Genomic DNA, 23,087 nt, shown 5'->3' on the forward strand with positions numbered 1-23,087 from the left:
GATTGGTGTACGTATAAGTGCAAGTGATTGGGCTGATAATGGCTGGGATATCGAGCAAAGTATCGTATTTTCTCAAGCTTTAGACGCTCGTGGTTGCCATTATATACACGTATCAAGTGGCGGCTTGACTGCACAGCAGCAAATTAAAGTTGCCCCTAATTATCAAGTCGGTTTTGCCCATGCAATAAGTAATAACGTTTCTATGCCGGTTATTGCTGTAGGCTTAATTACTCAAGCTCAACAAGCTGAAGATATTATCTGCGAAGGTAAAGCTGATGCGATTGCGTTGGCGCGTGGTATTCTTTATAACCCACGTTGGCCTTGGCATGCCGCAGCGGAGCTCGGAGTTACAATACAAGCCGCGCCGCAATACTTGCGCTGCCAGCCACATGAACTTAAGTCATTACTGATACGCGATTGATTACTACCTCTCATAACTAGATAATCTTCTAGTGTGAGAGGCTTTGACTATTCAAGCCAGTTTTTAATACGCTTATTAAGGAAAACCCTCTGAATAAGTATATATCCCAGCATATAACTCTGCCTTTTATAGCTATGATCAAAGAAAGTTTAATAAAAGGAGTTATATGAAATATTATTTTCAAGCGCAATACCACCAGCGCTTAGATTTGTTTGATAATGTGTTTGTCAGTATGGCAACGGGTAATGTTGTTGAGCCATCACTGCCTTTAGAGATCATCATTGAGTCTGAAGATTGTGTGCTTTATGAAAGTGACAATGGCTCTATTATTGATTTTTCTCCGCCAACGTTAGGCTATTATTGGATTACTGGGCAAACCTGCTTACGCACCCGAGACGGATTAGTATTTGAGCCTTGTGATGATAAAGATGCAGTACAATACACTTATATTGACGGGCAGCTTTATGGACAAAAAATAAATACTGACTTGAGCAAAATGCCAACCACACAAACGCGTTACCACTTTAGTAAGCTTAATGGATGCAAAGCCCAGCTAAAGCAAAATGATGACTCAAGCTTTACTCTCGAAATTGATGAAAAAGAATATCCTATTGCGTTACATGAGCTTGAATTTTCATTTTTTGTAAATGAAGAAACAGGATTTACGCAAGACGGCGAACAACTCTATTACTACGACAGACCAGTACCTCAATTAACGTTAGTAGACTTTAGGGTTTTACATTTTAATTATGCAAAAGATGATCATGTTGTTGTCTGTGGTACAGATGTTATTTCACAAGCGGATGCTGCAACGTTTGAAGTGATCACCACGACTTTAGCAAAAGATAAAAATCATGTTTATGAATTTTCAAAGATTATTAAAGGTGCGGATGCTAAATCATTTGTCGTGATTGATGGTAAAGAACAAGATGCATATCAACAATATAGTAAAGACAAGCAAACAGTTTATTATTTTGGTGAAGCCATTATCGGTGCAGACTTGGCATCTTTTCGCATTATTTACGGACGTTATTCGGCTGATAAAAACTGGGTTTATCGCTCAGGGCAACGTATTGCTCTATTTGATGCTGAGAGTTTCTATTATATTTCACAAAGTTTTGTTGGTGATAAAAACGGCATTTATACTGACTTTCTAAATATTACACAAATAGCCCAGTGTGATGATGTATTTGTTGATTACGATAATGATTACTTTGCCGTAAACGATACCCTGTATTGGGCTGATAAAGAACATCCGTTTGACGCTGATTTAGCTTCTTTTTCTTCAATCAATTGTACTTGGGCGAAAGATGAAACCCATATTTATTATAAAGATGAGGTTGTTTATGAAGGGGGTTACGAAACAGCAGAAATTTTTGATGAATTATTATTAAGAGTGGATGATAAAATCATCTCAAACAGAGGCGTTATTGCTGGTGCAAATGCAAAAGAGTGGCATAGGCTGATTTTTCCATTTTATGCCTGTGCTGATCGACTATTTTACCAACAAGAATTACTTGATAAAGGCGACCCAAATACGTTTGAAGCCCTTGATGACAATCGCTTTAAAGATAAAAGTAATGTCTATATTTTTGATAATGATTTTGAAATAGTAGATACCATCTTTGATATTAATACCGAGAATATTGTACTTATAGATGAGTGTTTTTTAAAAACGCCTGATACAGTGTATTTTCAAGAGTTAGCGATACAAGATGCTGATCCTGATACCTTTGAGGTATTAGAGTATGGCTTTTCGCGTGATAAAAAAGCTGTTTTTTGTAATCAAGAAAAACTCCCTGAACTTAATCCTCTTGACGTTACGATTTTAAATCATAATTTTATTCACGACAACAACACGCTTTATTACCAGTCAACCCGTCTTGATATTGAAGTAAGTAATATGAAGATACTTAATGATGACATTGTGAAAGATAACCGCCATGTTTATTATAAAACACATTATTTAAGTGGTGCAGAGGCATCTTCGTATCAACTGAGTACTCGGTTTTTTCAACGAGACAATCAAGGGGTTTATCATAATCAGCACCTTTTACCTTTAAATGCTGATGAAACCGTATTTCTTGATGAAGTCTACGCGATTGATAATCTGCGAGTGTTTTTTATTGATAGTGAAATCATGGATGCGGATGTCTCTTCATTTAAAGTGATAGGTAATAACGTGTCAGTTGATAAAAATAATGTCTACTTTCGCGAAAAAAGAGTGGAACACGCTGATCCCGCTAGCTTTAAAATTATGGGTTATGCGCAGTTTGTTGATGATAATCATCAGTTCACTATTCGTAATGGTCATATCGTTTGTTTATAAAATTGAATTAACACGTTGTAGAGTCTATAAAGGCGTATGTTGCTCCTTGTTAGTCGCTACATCAATTTACACAATATTGACTTTGGGCAACATGGCTAAAAGTTGTTGTGAATGGTATAAACCGAAACAGATAAATAACATGATGTTCATTAACTGAATCATCAAAATAAAGGACTTAAATGAAATTTTTATATTATACCGGCTTATTTTTATCTCTCATGTTTAGCGCAAATAGTTTTGCGCTTGAACAACAATATCAACAGCCTATTGTAGATCTTATAAAAGCATTTAAAAACCACGATAAAGCGGCTATTTCCTCACATATTCGTTATCCGCTTTCGCGCACATATCCAGTGCCTGATATTAATAATGAAGCTGAGTTAGTTGAGCGTTTTGATGACGTGTTTGATAAGACGCTTATTAAACAGATTGTTGATTCAAATATCGATACTGACTGGGATAAAGTAGGTTGGCGCGGCATTATGCTAAATAGCGGTGTCGTTTGGGTAGATACGGATGGGAAAATCATCGGTATCAATTACCAAACAGCTAAAGAACAATTGCTGGCTAAAAATTTAATAGCAGCTGATAAGCAAGCGCTTCACCCAAGTATTAATGCTTTTGTAGAGCCTATTTTAGATTGGCAAACAGCTAAATACCGTATTCGCATTGATGACTTAGGTGATGGAAACTTCCGCTATGCGTCGTGGAGCATTGATAAAAAAACCAGCGATAAGCCAGATATAGTCTTACTAAAAGGTGAGATCGAATTTGAGGGCAGTGGCGGTAATCATAGTTACACATTTAAAAACGGCCGTTACAGCTACGTATTACAAGTTACAGTGATTGGCTGTGATACCTCACCACCAGGTTGGCTTGAAGTATATAAAGATGATAAGCGCATTTTGTCTCAGGATATTATCAACACTGGAAGTTAAAAGTTAATTATCTTAGATGCAAAAAGGGGAGGGTTCTCCCCTAAAATATAGGGCGCTATTTTATTAAATACGCGCTTTAACAAACGCAGCAATTGCGTCGTCTTGGCAATGTGCGAAAAAGCACTCTTGAAAACGTGGTCCGCCAATCGCTTGTTTAATCAGCTCAGGATCAATAGCTTCAAGTGCGCTTAAGTAATCTTTAGCAACATCCACTTTTAGTTGATTTAAAATACCTGCATTTGTTACTTGTGACTCTTTACGTTCTGCTGGATACCCTTGGCCTTTTTCGCCGGTAAATGCTTTTTCAAATATATATTTAATATTTAACTCAGCGCCCCAGCCAAAGCCTTTTGCATAGGGTAAAGCGAGTGCATTACCATTGTTTATTTGTGCAAATAGGTAAGCATCTGATGGATCAATACAATAACCACAGCTCACACCAGGAAACGCATTGCTCGCCATGAGTGCGCCTTGACCTGTGCCACAACCGGTCACTACAAAATCTACCGCTTTAGAGTTGAGCAGTAAGCTTGCGATAATTCCTAGGTGAATATAGGTTAGTCGATGATCGTTATCGCCATCCATACCCACATTAAATACTTGGTGATTTTGTGCATTAGCAACAGTGTTAAGCTGTTCAAGTACAATTGGGTTTTTTGCCGCTTGACTGAATTCGTTCATTAATGCGATTTTCATTTGACTCTACCAATTTTGTTAACGTTGAGTTGATTCTACATACCAATGCTACCGGTGGCAAATGTTGTTATCTATTAAATATTAGTATTTGTGTAAGTTGCTAGAGGTTAGGAAGTACCATAGGAGCTTTGAGTTTAACTTCATTATGAAAGCAGCTATTTGAGTTTAAAAATAAAAAACCGCCTGCTCAGGCGGTTTTGTAGTTACCTAACGTTATTGATTAATGGCCTTTTTCAAACTCATCAACTTCACGCTCAGCTTCTTCTTTCGATTTACCGTATGCTTGTTGAATTTTACCAACCAGTTCTTTACGGCTACCTTCAATTTTATCTAAATCATCGTCAGTAAGATCGCCCCATTTACGTTGCGCTTTACCTTTAAGTTCTTTCCAATTACCTTCGATAAGATCACTGTTCATAATTAGCTCCTTATAATGTCGGTTTGTGAATTTACTTTCAGTTATAAAGAAGCAAGGCTTGTACCAAAATTAAATTATAACTTTATCATTAATAATCAATAGGTTAAATCCCCCTTGTTTAGAGATAAGTTTTTAATAGATTATAAGCTAAAAAATCTACGCAACGGTCTGTAATTATTGCAAACACTCAATAATCACCGATTTTATGAATCTGATTTACTACAGTTTTTTGTTACAATATCGGTAAAGCAATTTAGGATAAATAGCTGTGCTGCCGGTTAAAGACATATATCAACAACTCGTTACTACATTACAAAGTGATCCGATTACCTTGCTACAAGCGCCGCCGGGTGCGGGCAAGTCAACATGGTTACCATTGCAGTTGATGCGCGACGGGCACTTTAAGCACATTGTCATGCTTGAGCCGCGTCGCTTAGCTGCACGTAATATTGCCAACTATTTAGCACAGTGCCAAAACGAAACCGTAGGGCAAAGCGTTGGTTTACGTATCAGGCAGGAAACCAAAGTCAGTGTTAATACCCGCCTTGAAATTGTTACCGAGGGCATGCTCACGCGTATGCTACAAAACGACCCAGAGCTCAGTGGCGTTGACCTACTGATATTTGATGAATTTCATGAGCGCTCTATTGCGGCCGATACCGCATTAGCGTTTGCATTAGAATCTCAAGCTGCACTGCGTGATGATTTAACGATTTTATTGATGTCGGCAACCCTTGATAGCGAACGCTATCAGCAGTTTTTTGATTGTTCAATTATTAGTTCCCACGGGCGTAGCTTTCCCATCGATGAAATTTACATACCTATTAAAGATGAAAGCCGCTGGCTTGACGCTATGGCCAGTATTATCAAACAAGCTTTAGTTGAACAAACAGGCAGTGCGTTAGTTTTTTTGCCCGGTCAATATGAGATCAACCGCGTACAACAAGCGCTGTCAGATTTGCCTGCAAATTGCCATGTAGTTACTCTGTTTGGTGAACAAGATAAAGCATCTCAACAAGCTGCAATTGCCCCTGCAGCAAAAGGTACTCGTAAAGTGGTGCTGACCACCAATGTTGCCGAAACTAGCTTAACCATTGAAGGTATTCGTATTGTGGTTGATAGTGGCAAGCGCCGCACTGCTAGTTTTAATTTAAAAACTGGCGTTACTGAACTCACCACACAAAGTATTTCTCGCTCATCGGCAATTCAACGAGCTGGGCGGGCAGGGCGTATTGAGCCCGGAGTAGTTTATAGGCTTGGTTCAAAACAAACCTTTGAGCGGCGTAATAGCCATGATGCGCCAGAAATTTTAAGTGCTGATATTAGCCAATTATTATTGGAGGCAAAATGCTGGGGCGCGGAGTTAACTGATCTAAGCTTGTTAGATAGTCCAACAGCACAACAAATACAGCAAACAACAAAATTACTACAAATGTTAGAGGCGCTCGATAATAATAATAAATTGACCCCCCTCGGTACACGTATGCTAAGTTTTGGCGCGGATATTCGCCTAGCGCACATGCTAATTAAAGCGCAGCAACTCGAACCTCAGATGCCAGGTATTTATACATTAGCGGCGTATTTAATTGCGTTATTAGAGAGTCGGATAAGCCATGCCGCAGATTTAAGCTTAGCATTACACAGCCAACATGCTCGGCCACATCCGGTATTTAAACAGCAACTGAAATTTTGGTTAAAGCGATTAAAGCTAACTGATGTACGCGAATTACAAACCACTTATTTGGCTTTGCTGGTGGCGTTTGCTTTTCCTGATCGATTAGCTAAAAAGCGTGGCAATGGTTACTTGCTTGCCAATGGCGCAGGTGCTGAGCTAAACAACGAGCATTGGCATAACGAGGACTACCTTGCAATTGCTTCAATGGGAGGCCAAAAAGGCAGTCGTATTTTTGCAGCTGTTGCGTTTACTCCTACAGAGATTGAGGATGAACTGACACATTTATTTAGTGCGCAAACGCGTTGTGAATTTGACGAAAAAACAGGGCGCTTTATTCATCAAGATGAAGTCAAACTAGGGGCAATTACAGTTACTAGTCAACCGAGTAAACATCAGCTTGATAAAAGTGAGCGGGCGAAAGCGTGGTTAGCTTTATTTCAAAAACAAGGCTTTGAATTATTTAATGAACAAAGCGACAGTGAGCAGTTACTTACTCGTATGTGTTTAGCCAGTAATTTAGTGCCGGAGCAATTTCCTGTCGTCACTAAACAAAGCTTAATCGATGACGCACAGCTTTGGTTAGGTGCTTTTCTGGAAGATATAAAAACCCTCGAACAATTGAAAAAGTTTAACTACTTTAATGCCTTGCAAAGTTGTTTTAATTGGCAACAGCAAAATGCATTAAATGATTTATTCCCGCTGAGAGTGTCAGTTCCAAGTGGCTCAAATATTCGTATTGAATATCAACTCGACGGCCCTGCAAAACTCAGTGTTCGTATGCAAGAAGTGTACGGCATGACCAGTACGCCAATATTAGCGCAAGGCAAGTTACCCTTATTAATGGAACTACTCTCACCAGCAAGACGACCTTTACAACTAACACAAGATCTTGCTGGCTTTTGGCAAACCAGCTATCGGGAGGTGCAAAAAGAAATGAAAGGTCGTTATCCAAAACACTTTTGGCCTGATAACCCCGCCACCAGTGTGGCTACGAGTAAAGTTAAAAGTAAGATGTGAATGAGTTAGCAAGGACAAAGTTAGCAAGAGTAAAATTGACTATTAAGCAGTGTTTTATAGTTTAAAAAAAAGGTAAATTAAATACTTATTGACTGCATAAACAAGGAGTTATTTAATGCCACACTTTATTATAGATTGCTCGCAGAGTATCTTGACTCATCATGATGAAGATAACATTAATGAACAAATTCATCACACCGCAAACGCATTGGGTTTGTTTGCTGAGCATGAAATTAAAGTCAGGGTAAACCCGTATAATCGTTATTTAGTGGGTAATAAACAACACGAATTTATTCATGTTTTTGGATATATAATGGAGGGGCGAACGACTGAGCAAAAAGCTGAATTATCAAAAGCGATAGTGACTAAACTTACTCAGATGTTCCCACATATCGACAATATTGCAATGAATGTCAGTGACTTTGAAAAGGCAACATATTGTAATAAAAGCCAGCTTTAAGCAGAACATAGTGAGCGATGCTTCGACAGTGCAGATTGTTTTTTGAAAATCATTTATGGCAAAGTTGAACAGTGATTTTGTGCATGAGGCAAAATAACTTGATAAAAAAAAGGACTCACCATGAAAAATATAATTGTTGTTTTATGTTTATTTATAAGCACATTAACGTGGGCTCAGACGCTAAGGGTTGTTGATGTATCAACAGAAATCGGCCCTGCGACTAGCTGGTTAGAAGTTGTTGATAGTGGTAAATACGCAAACAGTTGGCAGCAGGCTGGGGCGTTTTTTCAAAAAAATGTACCGCAAGCGCTTTGGGTATCTAAGTTAGAGCAAGTTCGTACGCCGCTAGGTGCTGTTACATCTCGCGAAGGTATCAGTCGTCAAGTGTTAACCTCAATACCGCAACTGCCTGACGGTGATTATGTGATTTTAGAGTTTCAAACTGATTTTGAAAATAAAGCACAGTCGATTGAAACCGTGACATTAAAAAAATCTGCTGAGCAATGGCAAGTGATTGGTTATTTTATCCAGTGAATTAACCTATTATTACTACAGCTGTATTTTTTAACGAAATAAAAAATATAAAATAATTATTAAAAATTGGAGTTTACAAAAATAAAATAATGATAATGACATTTATTGTTGCTGATGTTGCATTAATTTACTTTAGTTGTGGATTGTTGTGCTCTACTAGTGAGTAAGTTATCCAAATGAAATCATGGTATAAAATGGTTGCTATAGTGGGTTGGGAAGTAATATCTAATCATAAGTGGGATTGAAATATTTATAATTATAGTATTTGTTTTTTATTTTATTATACATTTTTACTGATTAATTTTTTATCTTTAATATGTTTCCATTTGGGGTTGATATTTTATTTTTTTTGTTCATAATTAACGCGCTTAATCGCGTTGAAATGGAATTTAAAAGATAATTATTAAGGAATGACATGAAAAAGATATTATTAACAATTGCAATGGCGTTTGTTTTGGCCGCATGTAATAGCACCTCACAAGGCCGTGATTTTGATATGGAAGTTGTAAAAGGCTTCAAAAAAGGCGAAACAACTCAAGAGCAAGTCAAAGAAGCGATTGGCGACCCTATGGGCGTTAATGATATAGGTAATGACGAAGTTGTATGGACATACAGCTACAGCGAAGGTCAAGGCGGTGGTGTAGGCTTTATTCCATACGCAGGCCATGTCGGTGGTTCTCAAAATGAGACAAAGAATGTAACAATCCGTTTTAATGCTAAAGGCATTGTATCAGGTTTATCATTCAATGAATCAGCTGGTAGTTCTTCACACCTATAACTCGTTACTATCTATTTCAACGCATTTCTATTACGGCTGCTTAGCAGTCGTAATACCCCTATTATTTATCCTCTCCCTAAATCAATCACTTTTTTATATTAAATGGTCATTAAGTTTTATATTTATTTTAAAGTAAATTATAGGCTGGTTGTTAGTCTAATGACTTTTTATTTAAATAAGTTATTGAGTGTGTTAATTTTATTATGCATTGAAAGTGCCGGTGAACATTAAAATAATTTAATTAAAAAGGTATGGGTCTTAAGTTGTAGAAGATTCGCTACATGCTTACTGAGATTGTCCAGAACAAGCCAGCCTTTTAGATGATATTTTATAAGAGTATTTTATAAAACCATCCGGCGAAGCGTGATTTATTATAAAAAGACTATACATTTTAGTTTGTTGCTGTTTTGATAGAGTGATAATTAAACACAATGCAAGAGAGCATAATGAAATACGTTACTTTTTTATTGTTAGCTGTTATCGCAACTTTTAACTTACATGCAAAAGACGAAAATAACGAACTAGAAGGACTCGCCCAGCAATATTTTTCCACCATGACGGCAACTCAGGCGCCTAAAGCTAGCAGTAAAGAACTCGAAGCTTTTTTAGCGTTACTCACTGATGATGTTGCTAATCAACACCTACCTTATCAAAGCGATGATTCTCGTTCACCTGACGGTAAGGCCATGATGCGCAAAGGTATGACTTTTTATCTAGGTGCCCACACTGAATATGAAGCAAAGTTACTTGATACTTTCATATTTAATAATACCGCTATTGCGATTCGTTACACGCAACACGCGAAAGGTGTGCACCCGCAAAACAAGCAACTGATTGAATACACCCAAACGTTGATGGATGTTCTAGAAATTGAAAACGGTAAGATTGCGGTGATCCGTAAATACCATGAGTAATTTTTAAATAGCGGTGTGAAGGTTATTTTTAGTTTTTGCTTAAATCAATATCTTAGCGTATTTTTAGAGATTACCTCTGTTAGCTTTAATAGGAATTAAAATGAATAAAGTAATTGGTATTGTGCTGATCTGTATTGGAGCTGCACTGGCTTTTTGGGGTTATGACGTTTATGACTCTGCAAGTGCGCAAATTACGCGAACTTTTAGTGGTGATACACCCATCGAGGCATGGGCTGGAATGGTCGGTGGTGTTGTCTGTATTGTATTAGGTGCACTAAAAGTTAAAAATTAACTTTTAGTAAGCCGTAGGCTGATAAACTTTTATTGATTAGAAAACTGCGATTTTAACCATTTTTTTAATATCAATATAGTGGCTTGTTCACGCTTGCTATGGCTGGTAGCAAAATAAAACTGTTGATGTGGGTTTAATACCGGCTCACCTATTTGCACCAGCATGCCCTGTTGAATATCATCTTTTACAAATTGTTTATGGGTGACCAAAACACCTAATTGGCGCATTGCCGCTTGCGTTGCTTGTACTGAAATATTAAAAGTGAGATTTTTATGTTGTTTCGGTATTGCTAATTGATGGGCGTTACACCATACGTGCCAATCGTTATCGCGGCGTGGGTTTATGGCAAAAATAGCCGGGAAACGAGTAAGTAGCTCTTTGCCAGTTTGGCAATCTGTGGGCAAGGTTTTTATTAATTCAGGACTACATACTAAAATAAGCTCATCATCAGCCAGTTTTTCGCAGTGATATTGCGCCCAATCTTGTTGTTTACCATGCACCAAAGCGACATCCACGCCATGTTGCTCTAAGTTAAACTCTCCGACTAAATTAGATAAACGCACATCTAACTCTGGCGCGTAAGCTTGTAGTTCCGCTACTCGTGGGATCCACCAATGCAATGCCATCGAGTTCACCATATTTAAAGTTAAGTGCGCGCAGAGCTGACTCGCAGAGATCTCAAAACTTGCAGCTATAATCTCATTTAGAGCTGGCTGTACTCGCAGGTAATAGCGTTTACCCGTGCTATTTAGCTCAACGCGTCGGCCGATACGAGTAAATAATTGAGTGTTTAGTTGCGATTCAAGAGACTTAATTGCTTGGCTTATTGCAGAATGACTAATATTTAATTGCTCAGCAGCGAGGATCATACTTCCAGTTTCTGCGACTGCAATAAAACTATGAAGCGATTTTAAAGGAATAGAGTTAGCCATAGTTTCTCTTTGTTAAGTTTTACTTACAGGTTTGTGCATAATTACTCGCTTTTTCATTCTACCTATTTACGCTAATTTAGCGCCTCAGATTAATGTTAAGCTTATCATTCTCAATGTGAAATGTGTTTCTCGTTGAGAAAGGAGTTGTTATGGCTGCTTTATTACGACCCAGTATGTTTATGCTGTTATCCACATTTACTTTAGCGTTGAATAGTTTATTTTCAAAGCTTTTAACTGAGTATTTTAGTGATGCAATATTAGTGATGTTGCGTTTATTACTTCCTGCGTTAGTTATGTTGTTTATTGCTGCATGCAGCCGCTGGGTGATGCCAAATCAAGCAGCTTGGGGGGCATTTATCTTACGTGCCATTTTTATTGCCAGTTGCCAAGGTTGTTTTATGTTGGCCTTAAGTCGCTTAACGTTAATTGAGGCCGTGGTATTATTTAGTACTGGGCCGTTATTTATTCCGCTACTTGAGCGCTATTTTTATAAAACCAAAATCAGTCGAATGGTTTTACCTACCTTAATATTAATGGGCATTGGCGTGGTGATGCAAAACTTAACCGTACAAGGGATAACGTGGCGCTGGGAATTATTAATAGGTTTAGCGGCTGGTTTTTTTAATGGTTGCTCGCAAGTTGCTTTATTTAGAGCCAGTAAAATAAATTTACCTATCTTGGTAATAAACGGGTGCTGTTTTGCAATTGCAGCATTGTTTGTTTTACCTGTGATGGTTATTTTTACCAGCCAAGTTGAGTATCAACAAAGTATAATAATGATAGTCAATTTCGAGCAGGGGATCTTATTGTTATTATTGTTTTTAGGACTTTCAACTGCTGCAACTCAGTTTTTTCGTTCCAAAGCATATAGATTAGTTGATTCAAACTCACAGCTGGCGCCTTTAATTTATACTAACTTAATCTTTGCGGTGTTATTCCAGTTTTTATTTTTTAGTACCGTAATGAGTTTGATGCAAATTCTGGGTACGAGCTTAATTGCATTTGCGACGCTATTAAATACATTTGGCTCATATTATTATCAATGGTTTAAAGCACAACAGCAGATAGTATAAAGGAAGGTAAGAAAGGTGTTCCCCAAGTATGCGGCACTCGGTGTCAGTCCTGAAACCATAAGGTCTCAGGGCGGGAATCTGCGGTTTGCCGTAGGCTTCTCGGTACATGCCGAGCTTGCACAATAGCAGACGAACAGAAACCCTAACATAAAATTTATCGGCTCAGGGACTTAACCAAGCTCCAACACCCTAGGGAACAAATTCAGTATATAAGACATAAGCCAATCCTTACACCCCAAATTCAAAATAATTATACTGTTCGGGTAATTTTCCAGCACTGGTAACTGGCTATTTACTTTTCGGATTGCTTTTTGACCTCAATCATACTTTTCATTGGAGTTGCTATTTATCGAGTGGTAGCATTGACTTAATTAGCCAAGCGAAGATCTCAGCATGAACGAATTACCAGATTACCAACAAGCCCAATTACTATTGGAAAAAAACGAAATATTTGTCACTCCTTCAGAAGCACACGGCGTGATCAGTGGATTATTAGCCTGCGGCTTGAGTATTGAAGCCAAAGAATACTTAGGCTTATTAAGCGATGTGTTTAATGATGGCCAAGCATTTAGCCATGATCTGAAAGAATTTTTTGCCATTATTTATAAGCAAGTTGTAGAAAGTTTTAACAACGAAGAGTTTCAATTTGATTTATTTTTACCAAGTGATGACGAAACCTTAGTAGATCAAGCGAATGGTTTAGTGTCATGGGTCGCTGGATTTATGCTTGGTTTTGGCTTAAAACAAAAAGACTATGGCAAGTTATCAGCTGATGTAAAAGAAGTGATCAGTGATTTTAGTGAAATTACGCGTTTAGATACCATGTTTGATGAAACCGAAGAAGACAGCCAAGCATTGCACGAAGTAATTGAATATGTGCGAGTTTCTGCGCTGTTGTGTTTTGCTGAACTTGGTCAAGAGCAAGCGCCAAAAAGCACTAAAAAAACACTTCACTAAGTTAAAATTAACAGTATAAACAGGGTTTATAATGCCAACAGTTAAAATAGAAAAAGCAGAGTTTAAAGCACGCAGAGATCGTTTACTTGCCATGATGGAACCAAACAGTGTGGCTATCATTCCAGCGGCAAGTGAAGTAACCCGCAGCCGTGATACTGAATATGCGTTTCGCCAAGATAGCGACTTCTTCTACCTAACTGGCTTTAATGAACCCGATGCAGTGTTAGTGCTTTGCCCAAGCAGCGATACACCGAGTACGCTGTTTTGTTTGAACAAAGATAAGCTGGCGGAAATTTGGCATGGTCGTCGTATTGGTTTTGAAAAAGCTAAAAAAGATTATTTATTCGACCAAACATGTGCACTGAGTGAACTAACTGAACAATTATTGAATTTGGTGAACGGTCAGCAGATTTTATTTTATGCACAAGGTACTTATCCACAGTTTGACGATAAAGTGTGGGCGTTATTAAAGACGCTGCGTGGCGCGCCTAAAAAAGGTTATAAAGCGCCACATACGATTAAAGATATTCGTGGTTTAGTGCACGAAATGCGTTTATTTAAATCACCTGCTGAGGTGAATATTATGCGCCAAGCGTGTGAAATAAGTGCCCAAGGACATATTCGTGCTATGCAGTTTGCAAAGCCAGGCGCTACCGAATATCAGCTAGAAGCCGAGCTTCATCATCATTACGCTATGCATGGTGCGCGTCATCCCGCCTATGGCACCATTGTCGGCGGTGGCGATAACGCCAATATATTGCATTACACTGCTAACAGTGATGTGCTGACCGACGGTGATTTAGTGCTGATTGATTCTGGCGCTGAACTGCAAGGTTACGCGGCAGATATTACGCGTACTTTCCCTATTAATGGGCAATTTAGTCAACCTCAAGCTGAGCTTTATAACATTGTTCTAGCGGCGCAAGCAGCAGCGTTTACTGAAGTAAAGCCCGGTGGTAGCTTATCAAAGGCTAATAAATTAGCGATGACAGTGCTCACCCAAGGCTTAGTTGATTTAGGTATTTTGCAAGGTGAGTTACAAGAGTTACTTGATAACCAAGCATGTAAAGCATTTTATATGCACGGCCTTGGTCATTGGCTTGGCCTTGATGTGCATGATGTAGGCGACTATAAAAAAGACGAAAAAGAACGCCCATTTGAAGCTGGTATGGTACTCACTATTGAACCTGGCTTGTATGTTAGCCTAGATGCGCAAGCACCTGAGCAATATAAGGGCATTGGTATTCGTATTGAAGATAACCTGTTAGTGACCGAGCAAGGCCACGAAAATCTTACTTTGAGTGTGCCAAAAAGTATCAGCGAGATTGAAGCGTTAATGCAAAAGCAAGCAATTAACCGCTAGGAGCATAACGTGGCAGAGCAGTTTGATGTTGTTATTATCGGTGGTGGCTTAGCGGGTGCCAGTTGTGCGCTGAGTCTTGCGAAACATGCGCCGCAATTAACGATTGCGGTGGTTGAAGCAAATCAACCAAGCACTGAACACCATCCTAGTTTTGACGACCGAAGTATCGCCTTAGCACAACAATCGGTGCAATTTTTACAGACCATTAATGCCTTTGATATTGATGCCTCATTTGCTGCGGCAATTAAAAAAGTGACCGTGTCGGATCGCGGTCACTTTGGTAAAACGCAGATCGATTGTGCGCAATTTTCGCAGTCAGCTCTAGGTTATGTTGTTGAGGTAAATCCGTTTGGTCGTGCTTTACATCAACAACTTGCAGCTACCCAAGTGGTCATGTATTGCCCTGACAGTGTTGCAGATATTACCTATCAGCATGATTTTGCAAGTATTACTTTGCAGTCTGGTGCTCAACTTAATGGCCAATTAGTGGTGATTGCCGACGGTGCGCAATCGGCTACTCGCCAGCTGGCAAAGATCAATTTTACTCCTGAGCCTTATTCACAAGGGGCGATCATTGCCAATATTGAAGTGGCAGGTGGTCATCATAACCATGCTTTTGAGCGCTTTACTGAGCATGGACCAATGGCATTACTCCCGATGAGTAATAACCGTTACTCGTTAGTATGGTGTATGGATAAAGCCGATATTGACGCGCATATGCAGCTTGACGACAGCGCTTTTGTAAGTGCTTTGCAAACTGCATTTGGTTATCGTGGCGGGCAATTTACTAAAGTCGGCATGCGTGCAAACTATCCACTGGTGTATGGCCGTGCTGAGTCATTAAGTGCTCACCGTACGGTACTAATTGGCAATGCAGGGCATGCGATTCATCCTATTGCAGGGCAGGGCTTTAATTTAGGCCTGCGCGATGTGCAACTTCTATGTGAATTAGTAAAGAGCGAATTGGCAATTGGCAGTTACCTATTTACCCGTGAATATGCCAAACAACGTAACCAAGATATAACCACTGTAATGACGTTAACAGATTCTTTAGTGCGGTTATTTTCAAACTCATCACGAATACTCGCATTTGGTCGCAGCTGTGGTCTATTCGCCATGGATTTGTGTTCTTCTTTAAAAACACCTTTAGCTAAGCAATTAATGGGTCAGGTTAAACAAGGTAAACGACTATGAAACAGACACAAGTATGTGTTGTGGGGGGCGGCTGTGTTGGCTTAACCCTCGCGCTGGGGCTTGTTAAAGCCAATATCAGTGTAGTAGTAATTGATGCGGCAGCAAAACAAGTATTGCCAGGCGATGAATACGCTTTGCGCGTAAGTGCACTGAGCCTTGCCAGCCAACACTTGTTTGAATCTTTGCAAGTGTGGCCTGAGATCATTGCTCAAAGAGCACGCGCCTATACCCATATGGATGTGCGCGACCAAGATAGCTTTGGCAAAATTGCTTTTAACAGCGATGAACTGGACCTTCCTCATTTAGGTCATATTGTTGAAAACGACATCATTCGTTATGCACTGATCAATGAATTAGAACAATACAGCCAAGCAACGCTTATGTTTGATACACGCTATCAACAAATACACCAAAGTGACAATGACGTCTTTATAACCTTAGACTCTGGTGAGCCAGTTATAGCCAAGTTATTAGTGGCAGCCGATGGCGCAAATTCAGCGATTCGGAAACAGTTTAATTTGCCCATTACGTTTAAAGATTATGATCATAACGCCATCGTTGCGACGGTAAGAACCACTGAGCCACATAATAATACTGCGCGCCAAGTATTTTTACCTACTGGACCACTGGCGTTTTTACCGCTGCCAGATGCCAATACGCACTCAATTGTATGGTCAACCAGTCCTGCGCATTGCCAAACGTTACTAGCCATGGATGATAGCGATTTTAATAAAGCAGTTATGGCAGCCCTTGATGGCCAATGCGGTTTATGTGAGGTACAAAGTGCGCGCACAGCGTTCCCTTTGAAAATGCGTTACGCGCAGCAATGGGTGACAGGTAAAGTGGTATTAATGGGCGATGCCGCACATACCATTCATCCGTTAGCAGGACTTGGTATGAACTTAGGCCTTAAAGATGCCGCTTACCTTATTGAGCTTTTAACTGCTGACAATAAAGAGTTTGCCAGTAATCGACTATTGCGTGATTACGAGCGTACCCGCAAGCTTGATGCACAAAAGCATATTGCCATGATGCAAGGCTTAAAAGAATTATTTGCAGGCGCTAACCCACTTAAAAAACTGGTACGTGGTGTGGGTTTAAGCTTGGTTGATAACTTAGGCCCAATTAAGCACCTGTTTGCCAAGCAAGCGATAGGGAAGTAGCAGAGTTAGTGAGATAGATGTTAGGCTAGCTAAGTGATGAGTAGTGTGATTTTATACCGCGCTTTTTTATGCCTTAAATTTGATAAAATAATCCAGATAAGCTCGGTGTCTACCTGTTAGCTGGGTTTTAGCCCAAAGGTGCTGAGGTTTGCGATTTTATATCAGTTCAATTTACGCACTACTTTCGTGATAAATCACGATCTACAAAAAAGCAGTACTTTGACTTAACAAGCACTGCTTTTATAATTTTTAGCCTTTACCTTTAGCGTTTACTTAAAACGCGTAGCTGTAACCCATTTGGATTGTGCGTGGTTTACCTGGTTGAATACCACCGTTTGCGCGGTTAGCGATGTAAGTGTTATCAAACAAGTTATCAACCGTTAGATATACTTTTTGCTTGTCATCAATTAAATATTTAGCGGCTAAATCCCACACAACACGGCTGTCGATTGCATTCAAGCCGTCAGCACTTAAATCAGCATGTGCGTCAGATACATAACGCACTTGCGTATCAAATGCAAAGCTTGAAAGCACGGCACCAAATGAAAGAGCGATTTGATTCTCTGGAACGTAAGGCATTGCATCGCCTTTATTTACTTGGCCCCAGATATCTGATGCAAAATCATTTTTAAACTGTGAATCCGTATAAGTGTAAGTTAAGCGTACAGGGAATGTTGCGCTATTAGTTTCGAAAATACGACCTGCAGAGAACTCAAAGCCCGATACTTCTACTTCGCCGTAGTTGTATTGGTCGCCAATGTTTTCATCACTACAGCCTACAGATGCAGTACAATTTCCATGCATATTGCTGTAATCAGAGAAGAATGCAATGATTTCACCATTAAAACCAGCAACGTTATAACGGCCACCAAACTCAATGTTTACGCTTTCCTCTTCTTCTTGGTCTGCATTACCTGGTGCAGCAGGAGCGTAACCTTGCTGAATACCTGCAAGTAGCGTTAGGCTGTCGCTTACGGTGTAAGTTGCCCCCAGTGATGGCACTAAGATTTGTGTATCGTTTGAAACGTCTTTAGTTAAGCCATTTTCACGTTTAGGATCAGACTTTGACCACTCTACGCGGGTAATTGTGATGTCTTCATAACGAAGGCCTGCATTAATCACTAATGCATCGATTGACCACTGGTCTTGAATGAATAACGTTGTTGCTTTTGCACTATCTACACGATTGCTGTCAGAACCCGGAACGCCCTGAGACGTTAAGGTCATACTTAAATCTTGATTAAGTGTGTATTTGTCTTCCCACTGAAAACGATCCATTTCGTCTTCGTGGTAGCGCACGCCAACAGTCACATAGTGATCGCCCGCAGGAATGTGCAACTCTGATTGCACACCTTTGGCTTGGTAGTCGCGGTTATTTGCTTTAATACCAATGCCTTCAATACCTTCAGCTGTTGGTGCCGCTTCAAATTCACTGTACTGTGCTAAATAGCTTTCACTTACTTTGCTCGCTTTGTACCAATTACGATGAAAATCATTGAGGTAAGCTGTCGCTAATAACTCATAACCATCACCAAAACGATAAGCATAGTTTAATTGGTATGCATTATGTTGCGTGTTCATTTGGTCTTTTTGTGATGCGGCATAACGACGGTTTGGTGACGCTTTATAATCTTCTTCTGTTAAACCCATGTAAGTTTCATCAGATTGTTCATCAGAGTACTTAATTTTCATCTCTAGGTTATGCGCGTTGTTTTCACCAAACTTATAACCAAATTTAAGTAAAAAATCTGTTTTTTCAAAGCCTGTGTTGTCGCTACCTACAGGTAATTCTTTAAAGCCATCTGCACCATAGCTGAAAACTTCAATAAGGCCAGCTGCGTTGTTTTTTTCTTTACCGAAGTAAGCATGGCCCTTATAAAAACCATCGCTACCGAGTTCGGCGTTTACTAAACCCGTTGAACCTTCGGTCGGTAAGCTGCGCGAAAGTAAGTTTAAAACACCACCGGTTGTACGCGGACCATACTTAACAGAGGCTGCGCCTTTTAATACTTCAATCGACTCCATACGGCCCATAGTAGGGAAGTAGTAAGCCGATGGCGCTGAGTAAGGTGCGGGTGCTACGAGAACACCATCTTCCATTACTGATATTTTATCGTTACGGCCAGTACCTGTGCCACGCATACCAATGTTAGGGCGCAGGCCATAACCATCTTCTTCTTGCACATAAACACCTGGTACAGATGCTAAAACACGAGAAATATCGGTAAATTCGAATTTTTGTAATTGTTCGTCTGAGATAAATGTAGCAGAGCCCGGAATATCGTTAATAGCAGCTTGCGAGCCAATAACGGTAATTTGCTCAAAGTTCTTTTTTTTATTTGTTGCATCATTTGCAACGGCATTAGCGCTTAATGATAAAGCAATAGCCATCGAAAGTGTTGAAACAATAAGCTTAGGAGGCATTATAGATCCTGTATGTGTCTAATTTTAACTGGCGCAATTTAAACATGTAAAATAATACGAATCAATCCTATTTGTAACAATTCCGATCGTTAAGTAAGTTTTTGAATATAAATATGAAAACATATTGTTGTTAATATTGTATTACTATATTCGTTGCGATAATCTAAATTATCAAAAGGTAACTAAAGGCGGCTTTTTGTTAGCTATTAAGTCAAGCGTAATGCAATAAACTCGGCAAGTTTATCTACCGCATGCTCGGCTTGTTCTGCATGCTTTGTTAAGCTAATACCTATTTTACCTAGGCTCGGTAAAATAGCGGTGTTTAACTCATAGTTAAGTTCATTAGGCACTGTGCTTCTAGCTAAAACGGTGATCCCTAATCCTTCTTTTAAAGCCGCAGTAAGGCCTGTTAAATCAGCGTTACTATAACTTATGCGGTACTTAATACCTGCAAGTTGCAATGCCTCGATGGCGCGGCGTCGATAAATACAACCTTCCGGTGCAGTCACAAGCGTAACAACGTCATTTTGTGCTATTGATAAATCACCAACCCAGACCAGTTGGTCTTGCATAAAAACAGGGAACTTTTCAGAGTTTAAATCTTCATTTAACGCCAGTACTAAATCAAACTGGTCTTCTCGTGAAACCGACAATAAATGCTTACTTAAACGCGATTTAACCTCTAACGATACTTCAGGGTAAAGTGCCACAAAGTCACCGATAATAGCGGGTAAGATCCGAGCGGCAAATTCGCTGGGTATTCCCAACCTCACCTTACCGGTCACATTCTCTTTAGTAAATAATTGCAAAATGGTGTCGTTTTGCAGCAGCATTTGCTTTGCCATCGGCAGCAGCAGTTCACCGTATTGATTGAGTACTTGGCGCTGGCCTTGTTTTTTAAATAGCTTATGCCCGAGCATTTCTTCTAACCGCTTTATTTGTAAACTTACAGCGGGTTGCGATAAGCCAAGTAAATCACCTGCTTTAGCAAAACCTGCTACTTCAACCACAGTAACTAACGTGCGTAAGCTGTCTGTTGAGATATTTTTCATATTAAAAATTACAATTTATGGGGGTAGATTGATAAGTATTATTTATCAATTGATTAATAATTACAATTTGTTGTTGCTAGACTTGCACAATATACTTTTGCCATTAAAGATTGATAGGTGTCGATAATGACTTTTAGCCCGATAATGTTTGCTCGTCATAGCCAGATTGAAGCAGCTGATAGCAATATGCTGCAGCTCAATACAAACACCGTGGTGATCGATTTTAGCGGCACTGAAGCAATCCCGTTTTTAACCACTATATTCGGGTTAGATTTAAACAAACTAACCGCCAGTGGTTTAGGTGTGAAAGGCACCTTAGATGGTGACCTAAACAGCAATTATAGCTTTGCGTTATATTACTTTAGTGCAACAGCGTTTAGATTTGTGTTGCACACAGATGCAGCGGCTCAATTACAAGCACTGATCAGTGAACAGCAACTGCGCTACGATATTGAGTTTGTTACCCGCACTGATTTAGCGACCTTAACTTTATCTGGTGAGCAGGCATTTGACGCGTTAGTCGAAGCATTTAAACTCACCCCTGGACTGCGCTTGTCAGACGCCAACAGCTGCTACGGTGCGCAAAGTGGTGAGGTATTTATTACCGCTATTGATAAACAATCAATACAGTATTTTCAGCTGGTGGCCAAAGCGCCTGAGCTGACTAAATGGCAAACATATTTACAGCAACGCGGTTTTGATATGTCACTACCAGACGTTGCTTAAACATAAATTGATAAGCTGGCTAGCGTATTTTTTAGTTGCCAGCTTTTGTAATTTATTTGTTAGAACAAATCGCAATTTGGGTGTTAGGTGCATTACAACTTATGTATAATCGCCGCCCATGTTATTCCCCCTCATTAAATTGAGGCCACGCCCAATCTTGGGTTAATTATAAAGTGAAGGAATATTATGACTTCTAAAACAGTTTTACATGCAAAGCACCTAGAATCAAAAGCAAAAATGGTTGATTTTCATGGCTGGGAAATGCCAATCAACTATGGTTCGCAAATCGAAGAGCACAACGCAGTGCGCACCGATGCAGGCATGTTTGACGTTTCACACATGACTATTGTTGATGTCAAAGGCGAGCAAGCACAAGCATTCCTTCGTAAACTAGTCGCTAACGATGTTGCTAAATTAACCGTTCCTGGTAAAGCGCTTTACACTGGCATGCTGAATGAGCAAGGTGGCGTAATTGACGACCTTATCATTTACTTCTTCTCAAATACTGATTATCGCTTAGTGGTTAATTCTGCAACTCGTGAAAAAGATTTAGCGCACATGGCTAAAGTTTCAGCTGATTTTGCCGTTGCAGTAACAGAGCGCCCAGAGTTTGCCATGATTGCAGTACAAGGCCCTAATGCTAAAGCAAAAACTGCCACTATCTTAACGGCTGATCAACAAGCAGCTGTTGCAGATATGAAGCCGTTTTTTGGTGTGCAAACTGGTGATTTATTTATTGCTACAACAGGCTATACTGGCGAAGACGGTTACGAAATTGTTGTACCGAACGAGCAAGCTGCGGATCTTTGGCAACAACTGCTAGATGCTGGTGTTGCGCCTGCGGGCCTTGGTGCACGTGACACACTACGTTTAGAAGCGGGTATGAACCTTTACGGCCTAGATATGGACGAGAGCGTATCACCACTTGCTGCTAACATGGCGTGGACCATTGCATGGGAACCTGAAGATCGTGACTTTATCGGTCGTGACGTACTAGTACAGCAACGCGCTGACAAAAGCACTGATAAACTTGTTGGCCTAGTGCTGGAAGAAAAAGGCGTATTGCGTAGTGGTTCTAAAGTAATTGTTGATGGTGGCGAAGGGGTCATTACCTCTGGTACTTTCTCACCTACACTTGGTTTTAGTGTTGCCCTTGCACGTGTACCACGTTCAACTGGCGAAACTGCTCAAGTAGAAATGCGTAAAAAATTAGTTAACGTAAAAGTAGTTAAACCAAGCTTTGTACGTAACGGTAAGTCTGTACTTTAAAGTATCAATTAAAAGATTTGGTGTTATCACCCAATATAAACCAAAGGAAGAATAAAATGAGCAATATCCCTAGCGAGTTAAAGTATGCCTCTTCACACGAGTGGGTTCGCAACGAAGGTGACGGTACTTTCACTGTAGGTATCTCTGAGCACGCACAAGAACTACTTGGCGACATGGTATTTGTTGAATTACCAGAAGTTGGTGACGAAGTACTTGCAGGCGAAGATTGTGCAGTAGCAGAATCAGTAAAAGCGGCATCAGATATATACGCACCAATCGGTGGCGAAATCGTTGCAATCAACGAAGATCTTGAAGATGCACCTGAAACAGTAAACAACGACGCTTACGGCGATGGTTGGTTATTCCGCATTAAAGCATCTGATGAGTCTGAGCTTGAAAACCTGCTTGACGCTGAAGGCTATGCGCATTCGATCGACGAAGACTAATAATTAGTTTATCGCC

Annotated in this window: 22 protein-coding genes and 1 other RNA gene; 17 read left to right on the top strand and 6 right to left on the bottom strand. The window is 39.8% G+C overall.

Going from position 1 to position 23,087, the window contains the following annotated elements; all coding sequences use genetic code 11:
* The 3 genes from H5200_RS18710 to H5200_RS18720 all read left to right on the top strand — a co-directional run.
* Window positions 1–421 (top strand): tRNA-dihydrouridine synthase (locus tag H5200_RS18710; protein WP_182762178.1); only part of this gene is annotated, 421 nt, incomplete at its 5' end.
* A 166-nt stretch (window positions 422–587) separates the two neighbouring features.
* The gene (locus H5200_RS18715; RefSeq protein WP_182762179.1) at window positions 588–2,750 is read left to right on the top strand and encodes a DKNYY domain-containing protein; all 2,163 of its coding nucleotides are present in this window, start codon (window positions 588–590) and stop codon (window positions 2,748–2,750) included.
* 179 nt (window positions 2,751–2,929) lie between these two features.
* Window positions 2,930–3,688, top strand: coding sequence for a hypothetical protein (locus H5200_RS18720; protein ID WP_182762180.1), 759 nt, complete (start codon window positions 2,930–2,932; stop codon window positions 3,686–3,688).
* 63 nt (window positions 3,689–3,751) lie between these two features.
* On the opposite strand, the gene H5200_RS18725 is transcribed toward H5200_RS18720, so the two are convergent.
* Window positions 3,752–4,384 (bottom strand): RpiB/LacA/LacB family sugar-phosphate isomerase, encoded by a 633-nt coding sequence (locus H5200_RS18725; RefSeq protein WP_182740790.1) that lies wholly within the window; start codon window positions 4,382–4,384, stop codon window positions 3,752–3,754.
* A gap of 220 nt (window positions 4,385–4,604) precedes the next feature.
* A complete protein-coding gene (locus tag H5200_RS18730; protein ID WP_149983230.1) occupies window positions 4,605–4,802 on the bottom strand; it encodes a CsbD family protein in 198 nt (65 codons plus the stop codon).
* A gap of 268 nt (window positions 4,803–5,070) precedes the next feature.
* Between H5200_RS18730 and hrpB the strand changes: the two genes are divergently transcribed.
* The 6 genes from hrpB (at window position 5,071) to H5200_RS18760 (ending at window position 10,472) form a co-directional block, all read left to right on the top strand.
* Complete coding sequence (hrpB, locus tag H5200_RS18735) at window positions 5,071–7,494, top strand: ATP-dependent helicase HrpB (protein WP_182762181.1); 2,424 nt, start codon at window positions 5,071–5,073, stop codon at window positions 7,492–7,494.
* 115 nt (window positions 7,495–7,609) lie between these two features.
* Window positions 7,610–7,954 (top strand): 5-carboxymethyl-2-hydroxymuconate Delta-isomerase, encoded by a 345-nt coding sequence (locus tag H5200_RS18740; protein WP_182762182.1) that lies wholly within the window; start codon window positions 7,610–7,612, stop codon window positions 7,952–7,954.
* A gap of 120 nt (window positions 7,955–8,074) precedes the next feature.
* Complete coding sequence (locus tag H5200_RS18745) at window positions 8,075–8,488, top strand: DUF4019 domain-containing protein (RefSeq protein ID WP_182762184.1); 414 nt, start codon at window positions 8,075–8,077, stop codon at window positions 8,486–8,488.
* A gap of 415 nt (window positions 8,489–8,903) precedes the next feature.
* Window positions 8,904–9,266 carry an outer membrane protein assembly factor BamE gene (gene bamE, locus H5200_RS18750; RefSeq protein ID WP_145241390.1) on the top strand — a complete coding sequence of 121 codons (363 nt, stop codon included), beginning with the start codon at window positions 8,904–8,906 and terminating at the stop codon, window positions 9,264–9,266.
* Between the two features lie 446 nt (window positions 9,267–9,712).
* Window positions 9,713–10,180 (top strand): nuclear transport factor 2 family protein, encoded by a 468-nt coding sequence (locus H5200_RS18755; RefSeq protein ID WP_145241905.1) that lies wholly within the window; start codon window positions 9,713–9,715, stop codon window positions 10,178–10,180.
* 100 nt (window positions 10,181–10,280) lie between these two features.
* Window positions 10,281–10,472 carry a DUF3185 family protein gene (locus tag H5200_RS18760; protein ID WP_149983225.1) on the top strand — a complete coding sequence of 64 codons (192 nt, stop codon included), beginning with the start codon at window positions 10,281–10,283 and terminating at the stop codon, window positions 10,470–10,472.
* A gap of 29 nt (window positions 10,473–10,501) precedes the next feature.
* On the opposite strand, the gene H5200_RS18765 is transcribed toward H5200_RS18760, so the two are convergent.
* Window positions 10,502–11,404, bottom strand: a complete 903-nt coding sequence (locus H5200_RS18765; RefSeq protein WP_182762185.1) for a LysR substrate-binding domain-containing protein — start codon at window positions 11,402–11,404, stop codon at window positions 10,502–10,504.
* Window positions 11,405–11,553: 149 nt separating this feature from the next.
* Between H5200_RS18765 and H5200_RS18770 the strand changes: the two genes are divergently transcribed.
* Window positions 11,554–12,477: a DMT family transporter gene (locus tag H5200_RS18770; RefSeq protein WP_149983224.1), complete on the top strand. Its 924-nt coding sequence runs from the start codon at window positions 11,554–11,556 to the stop codon at window positions 12,475–12,477.
* A 15-nt stretch (window positions 12,478–12,492) separates the two neighbouring features.
* Here the strand turns inward: H5200_RS18770 and ssrS are convergent.
* Window positions 12,493–12,676: non-coding RNA, 6S RNA (gene ssrS / locus H5200_RS18775), on the bottom strand.
* 194 nt (window positions 12,677–12,870) lie between these two features.
* On the opposite strand from ssrS, the gene H5200_RS18780 reads away from it, so the two are divergent.
* Genes H5200_RS18780 through H5200_RS18795 form a run of 4 tightly spaced genes read left to right on the top strand, consistent with a single transcriptional unit; the run spans window position 12,871 to window position 17,154 of the window.
* A complete protein-coding gene (locus H5200_RS18780; protein ID WP_145241895.1) occupies window positions 12,871–13,434 on the top strand; it encodes a UPF0149 family protein in 564 nt (187 codons plus the stop codon).
* 31 nt (window positions 13,435–13,465) lie between these two features.
* Window positions 13,466–14,797 carry a Xaa-Pro aminopeptidase gene (pepP, locus tag H5200_RS18785; protein WP_182719171.1) on the top strand — a complete coding sequence of 444 codons (1,332 nt, stop codon included), beginning with the start codon at window positions 13,466–13,468 and terminating at the stop codon, window positions 14,795–14,797.
* 9 nt (window positions 14,798–14,806) lie between these two features.
* Window positions 14,807–15,991: a 2-octaprenyl-6-methoxyphenyl hydroxylase gene (gene ubiH / locus H5200_RS18790; protein ID WP_149983223.1), complete on the top strand. Its 1,185-nt coding sequence runs from the start codon at window positions 14,807–14,809 to the stop codon at window positions 15,989–15,991.
* The gene (locus H5200_RS18795) at window positions 15,988–17,154 is read left to right on the top strand and encodes an FAD-dependent monooxygenase (RefSeq protein WP_182719172.1); all 1,167 of its coding nucleotides are present in this window, start codon (window positions 15,988–15,990) and stop codon (window positions 17,152–17,154) included. The genes ubiH and H5200_RS18795 overlap by 4 nt, the downstream gene beginning before the upstream one ends.
* A gap of 273 nt (window positions 17,155–17,427) precedes the next feature.
* Here the strand turns inward: H5200_RS18795 and H5200_RS18800 are convergent, their stop codons facing one another.
* Both H5200_RS18800 and H5200_RS18805 read right to left on the bottom strand, forming a co-directional pair.
* Entirely contained in the window at window positions 17,428–19,578 is a 2,151-nt protein-coding gene (locus H5200_RS18800) for a TonB-dependent receptor domain-containing protein (protein ID WP_182719173.1), read from the bottom strand.
* Window positions 19,579–19,784: 206 nt separating this feature from the next.
* Window positions 19,785–20,630, bottom strand: a complete 846-nt coding sequence (locus H5200_RS18805) for a LysR family transcriptional regulator (RefSeq protein ID WP_145241866.1) — start codon at window positions 20,628–20,630, stop codon at window positions 19,785–19,787.
* A 126-nt stretch (window positions 20,631–20,756) separates the two neighbouring features.
* Between H5200_RS18805 and H5200_RS18810 the strand changes: the two genes are divergently transcribed.
* From H5200_RS18810 to gcvH, 3 genes are all read left to right on the top strand, one after another.
* Window positions 20,757–21,356: a hypothetical protein gene (locus H5200_RS18810; protein WP_182719174.1), complete on the top strand. Its 600-nt coding sequence runs from the start codon at window positions 20,757–20,759 to the stop codon at window positions 21,354–21,356.
* 186 nt (window positions 21,357–21,542) lie between these two features.
* Window positions 21,543–22,625, top strand: coding sequence for a glycine cleavage system aminomethyltransferase GcvT (gene gcvT / locus H5200_RS18815; protein WP_145241861.1), 1,083 nt, complete (start codon window positions 21,543–21,545; stop codon window positions 22,623–22,625).
* A gap of 56 nt (window positions 22,626–22,681) precedes the next feature.
* Window positions 22,682–23,071: a glycine cleavage system protein GcvH gene (gene gcvH, locus H5200_RS18820; protein WP_149983214.1), complete on the top strand. Its 390-nt coding sequence runs from the start codon at window positions 22,682–22,684 to the stop codon at window positions 23,069–23,071.
* Window positions 23,072–23,087 lie beyond the last annotated feature (16 nt).

The sequence above is a fragment of the Pseudoalteromonas sp. SG43-7 genome (genome assembly GCF_014164295.1).
In the GTDB taxonomy this organism is placed as follows: Bacteria; Pseudomonadota; Gammaproteobacteria; order Enterobacterales; family Alteromonadaceae; genus Pseudoalteromonas; species Pseudoalteromonas rhizosphaerae.

Bases quoted from the DNA above. Each gene is read 5' to 3' on its own strand.
- H5200_RS18715 (WP_182762179.1), top strand. From the start codon at position 588: ATGAAATATTATTTTCAAGCGCAATACCACCAGCGCTTAGATTTGTTT.
- H5200_RS18720 (WP_182762180.1), top strand. From the start codon at position 2,930: ATGAAATTTTTATATTATACCGGCTTATTTTTATCTCTCATGTTTAGC.
- H5200_RS18725 (WP_182740790.1), bottom strand. From the start codon at position 4,384: ATGAAAATCGCATTAATGAACGAATTCAGTCAAGCGGCAAAAAACCCA.
- H5200_RS18730 (WP_149983230.1), bottom strand. From the start codon at position 4,802: ATGAACAGTGATCTTATCGAAGGTAATTGGAAAGAACTTAAAGGTAAA.
- H5200_RS18740 (WP_182762182.1), top strand. From the start codon at position 7,610: ATGCCACACTTTATTATAGATTGCTCGCAGAGTATCTTGACTCATCAT.
- H5200_RS18745 (WP_182762184.1), top strand. From the start codon at position 8,075: ATGAAAAATATAATTGTTGTTTTATGTTTATTTATAAGCACATTAACG.
- bamE (WP_145241390.1), top strand. From the start codon at position 8,904: ATGAAAAAGATATTATTAACAATTGCAATGGCGTTTGTTTTGGCCGCA.
- H5200_RS18755 (WP_145241905.1), top strand. From the start codon at position 9,713: ATGAAATACGTTACTTTTTTATTGTTAGCTGTTATCGCAACTTTTAAC.
- H5200_RS18760 (WP_149983225.1), top strand. From the start codon at position 10,281: ATGAATAAAGTAATTGGTATTGTGCTGATCTGTATTGGAGCTGCACTG.
- H5200_RS18765 (WP_182762185.1), bottom strand. From the start codon at position 11,404: ATGGCTAACTCTATTCCTTTAAAATCGCTTCATAGTTTTATTGCAGTC.
- H5200_RS18770 (WP_149983224.1), top strand. From the start codon at position 11,554: ATGGCTGCTTTATTACGACCCAGTATGTTTATGCTGTTATCCACATTT.
- H5200_RS18780 (WP_145241895.1), top strand. From the start codon at position 12,871: ATGAACGAATTACCAGATTACCAACAAGCCCAATTACTATTGGAAAAA.
- pepP (WP_182719171.1), top strand. From the start codon at position 13,466: ATGCCAACAGTTAAAATAGAAAAAGCAGAGTTTAAAGCACGCAGAGAT.
- H5200_RS18795 (WP_182719172.1), top strand. From the start codon at position 15,988: ATGAAACAGACACAAGTATGTGTTGTGGGGGGCGGCTGTGTTGGCTTA.
- H5200_RS18800 (WP_182719173.1), bottom strand. From the start codon at position 19,578: ATGCCTCCTAAGCTTATTGTTTCAACACTTTCGATGGCTATTGCTTTA.
- H5200_RS18805 (WP_145241866.1), bottom strand. From the start codon at position 20,630: ATGAAAAATATCTCAACAGACAGCTTACGCACGTTAGTTACTGTGGTT.
- H5200_RS18810 (WP_182719174.1), top strand. From the start codon at position 20,757: ATGACTTTTAGCCCGATAATGTTTGCTCGTCATAGCCAGATTGAAGCA.
- gcvT (WP_145241861.1), top strand. From the start codon at position 21,543: ATGACTTCTAAAACAGTTTTACATGCAAAGCACCTAGAATCAAAAGCA.
- gcvH (WP_149983214.1), top strand. From the start codon at position 22,682: ATGAGCAATATCCCTAGCGAGTTAAAGTATGCCTCTTCACACGAGTGG.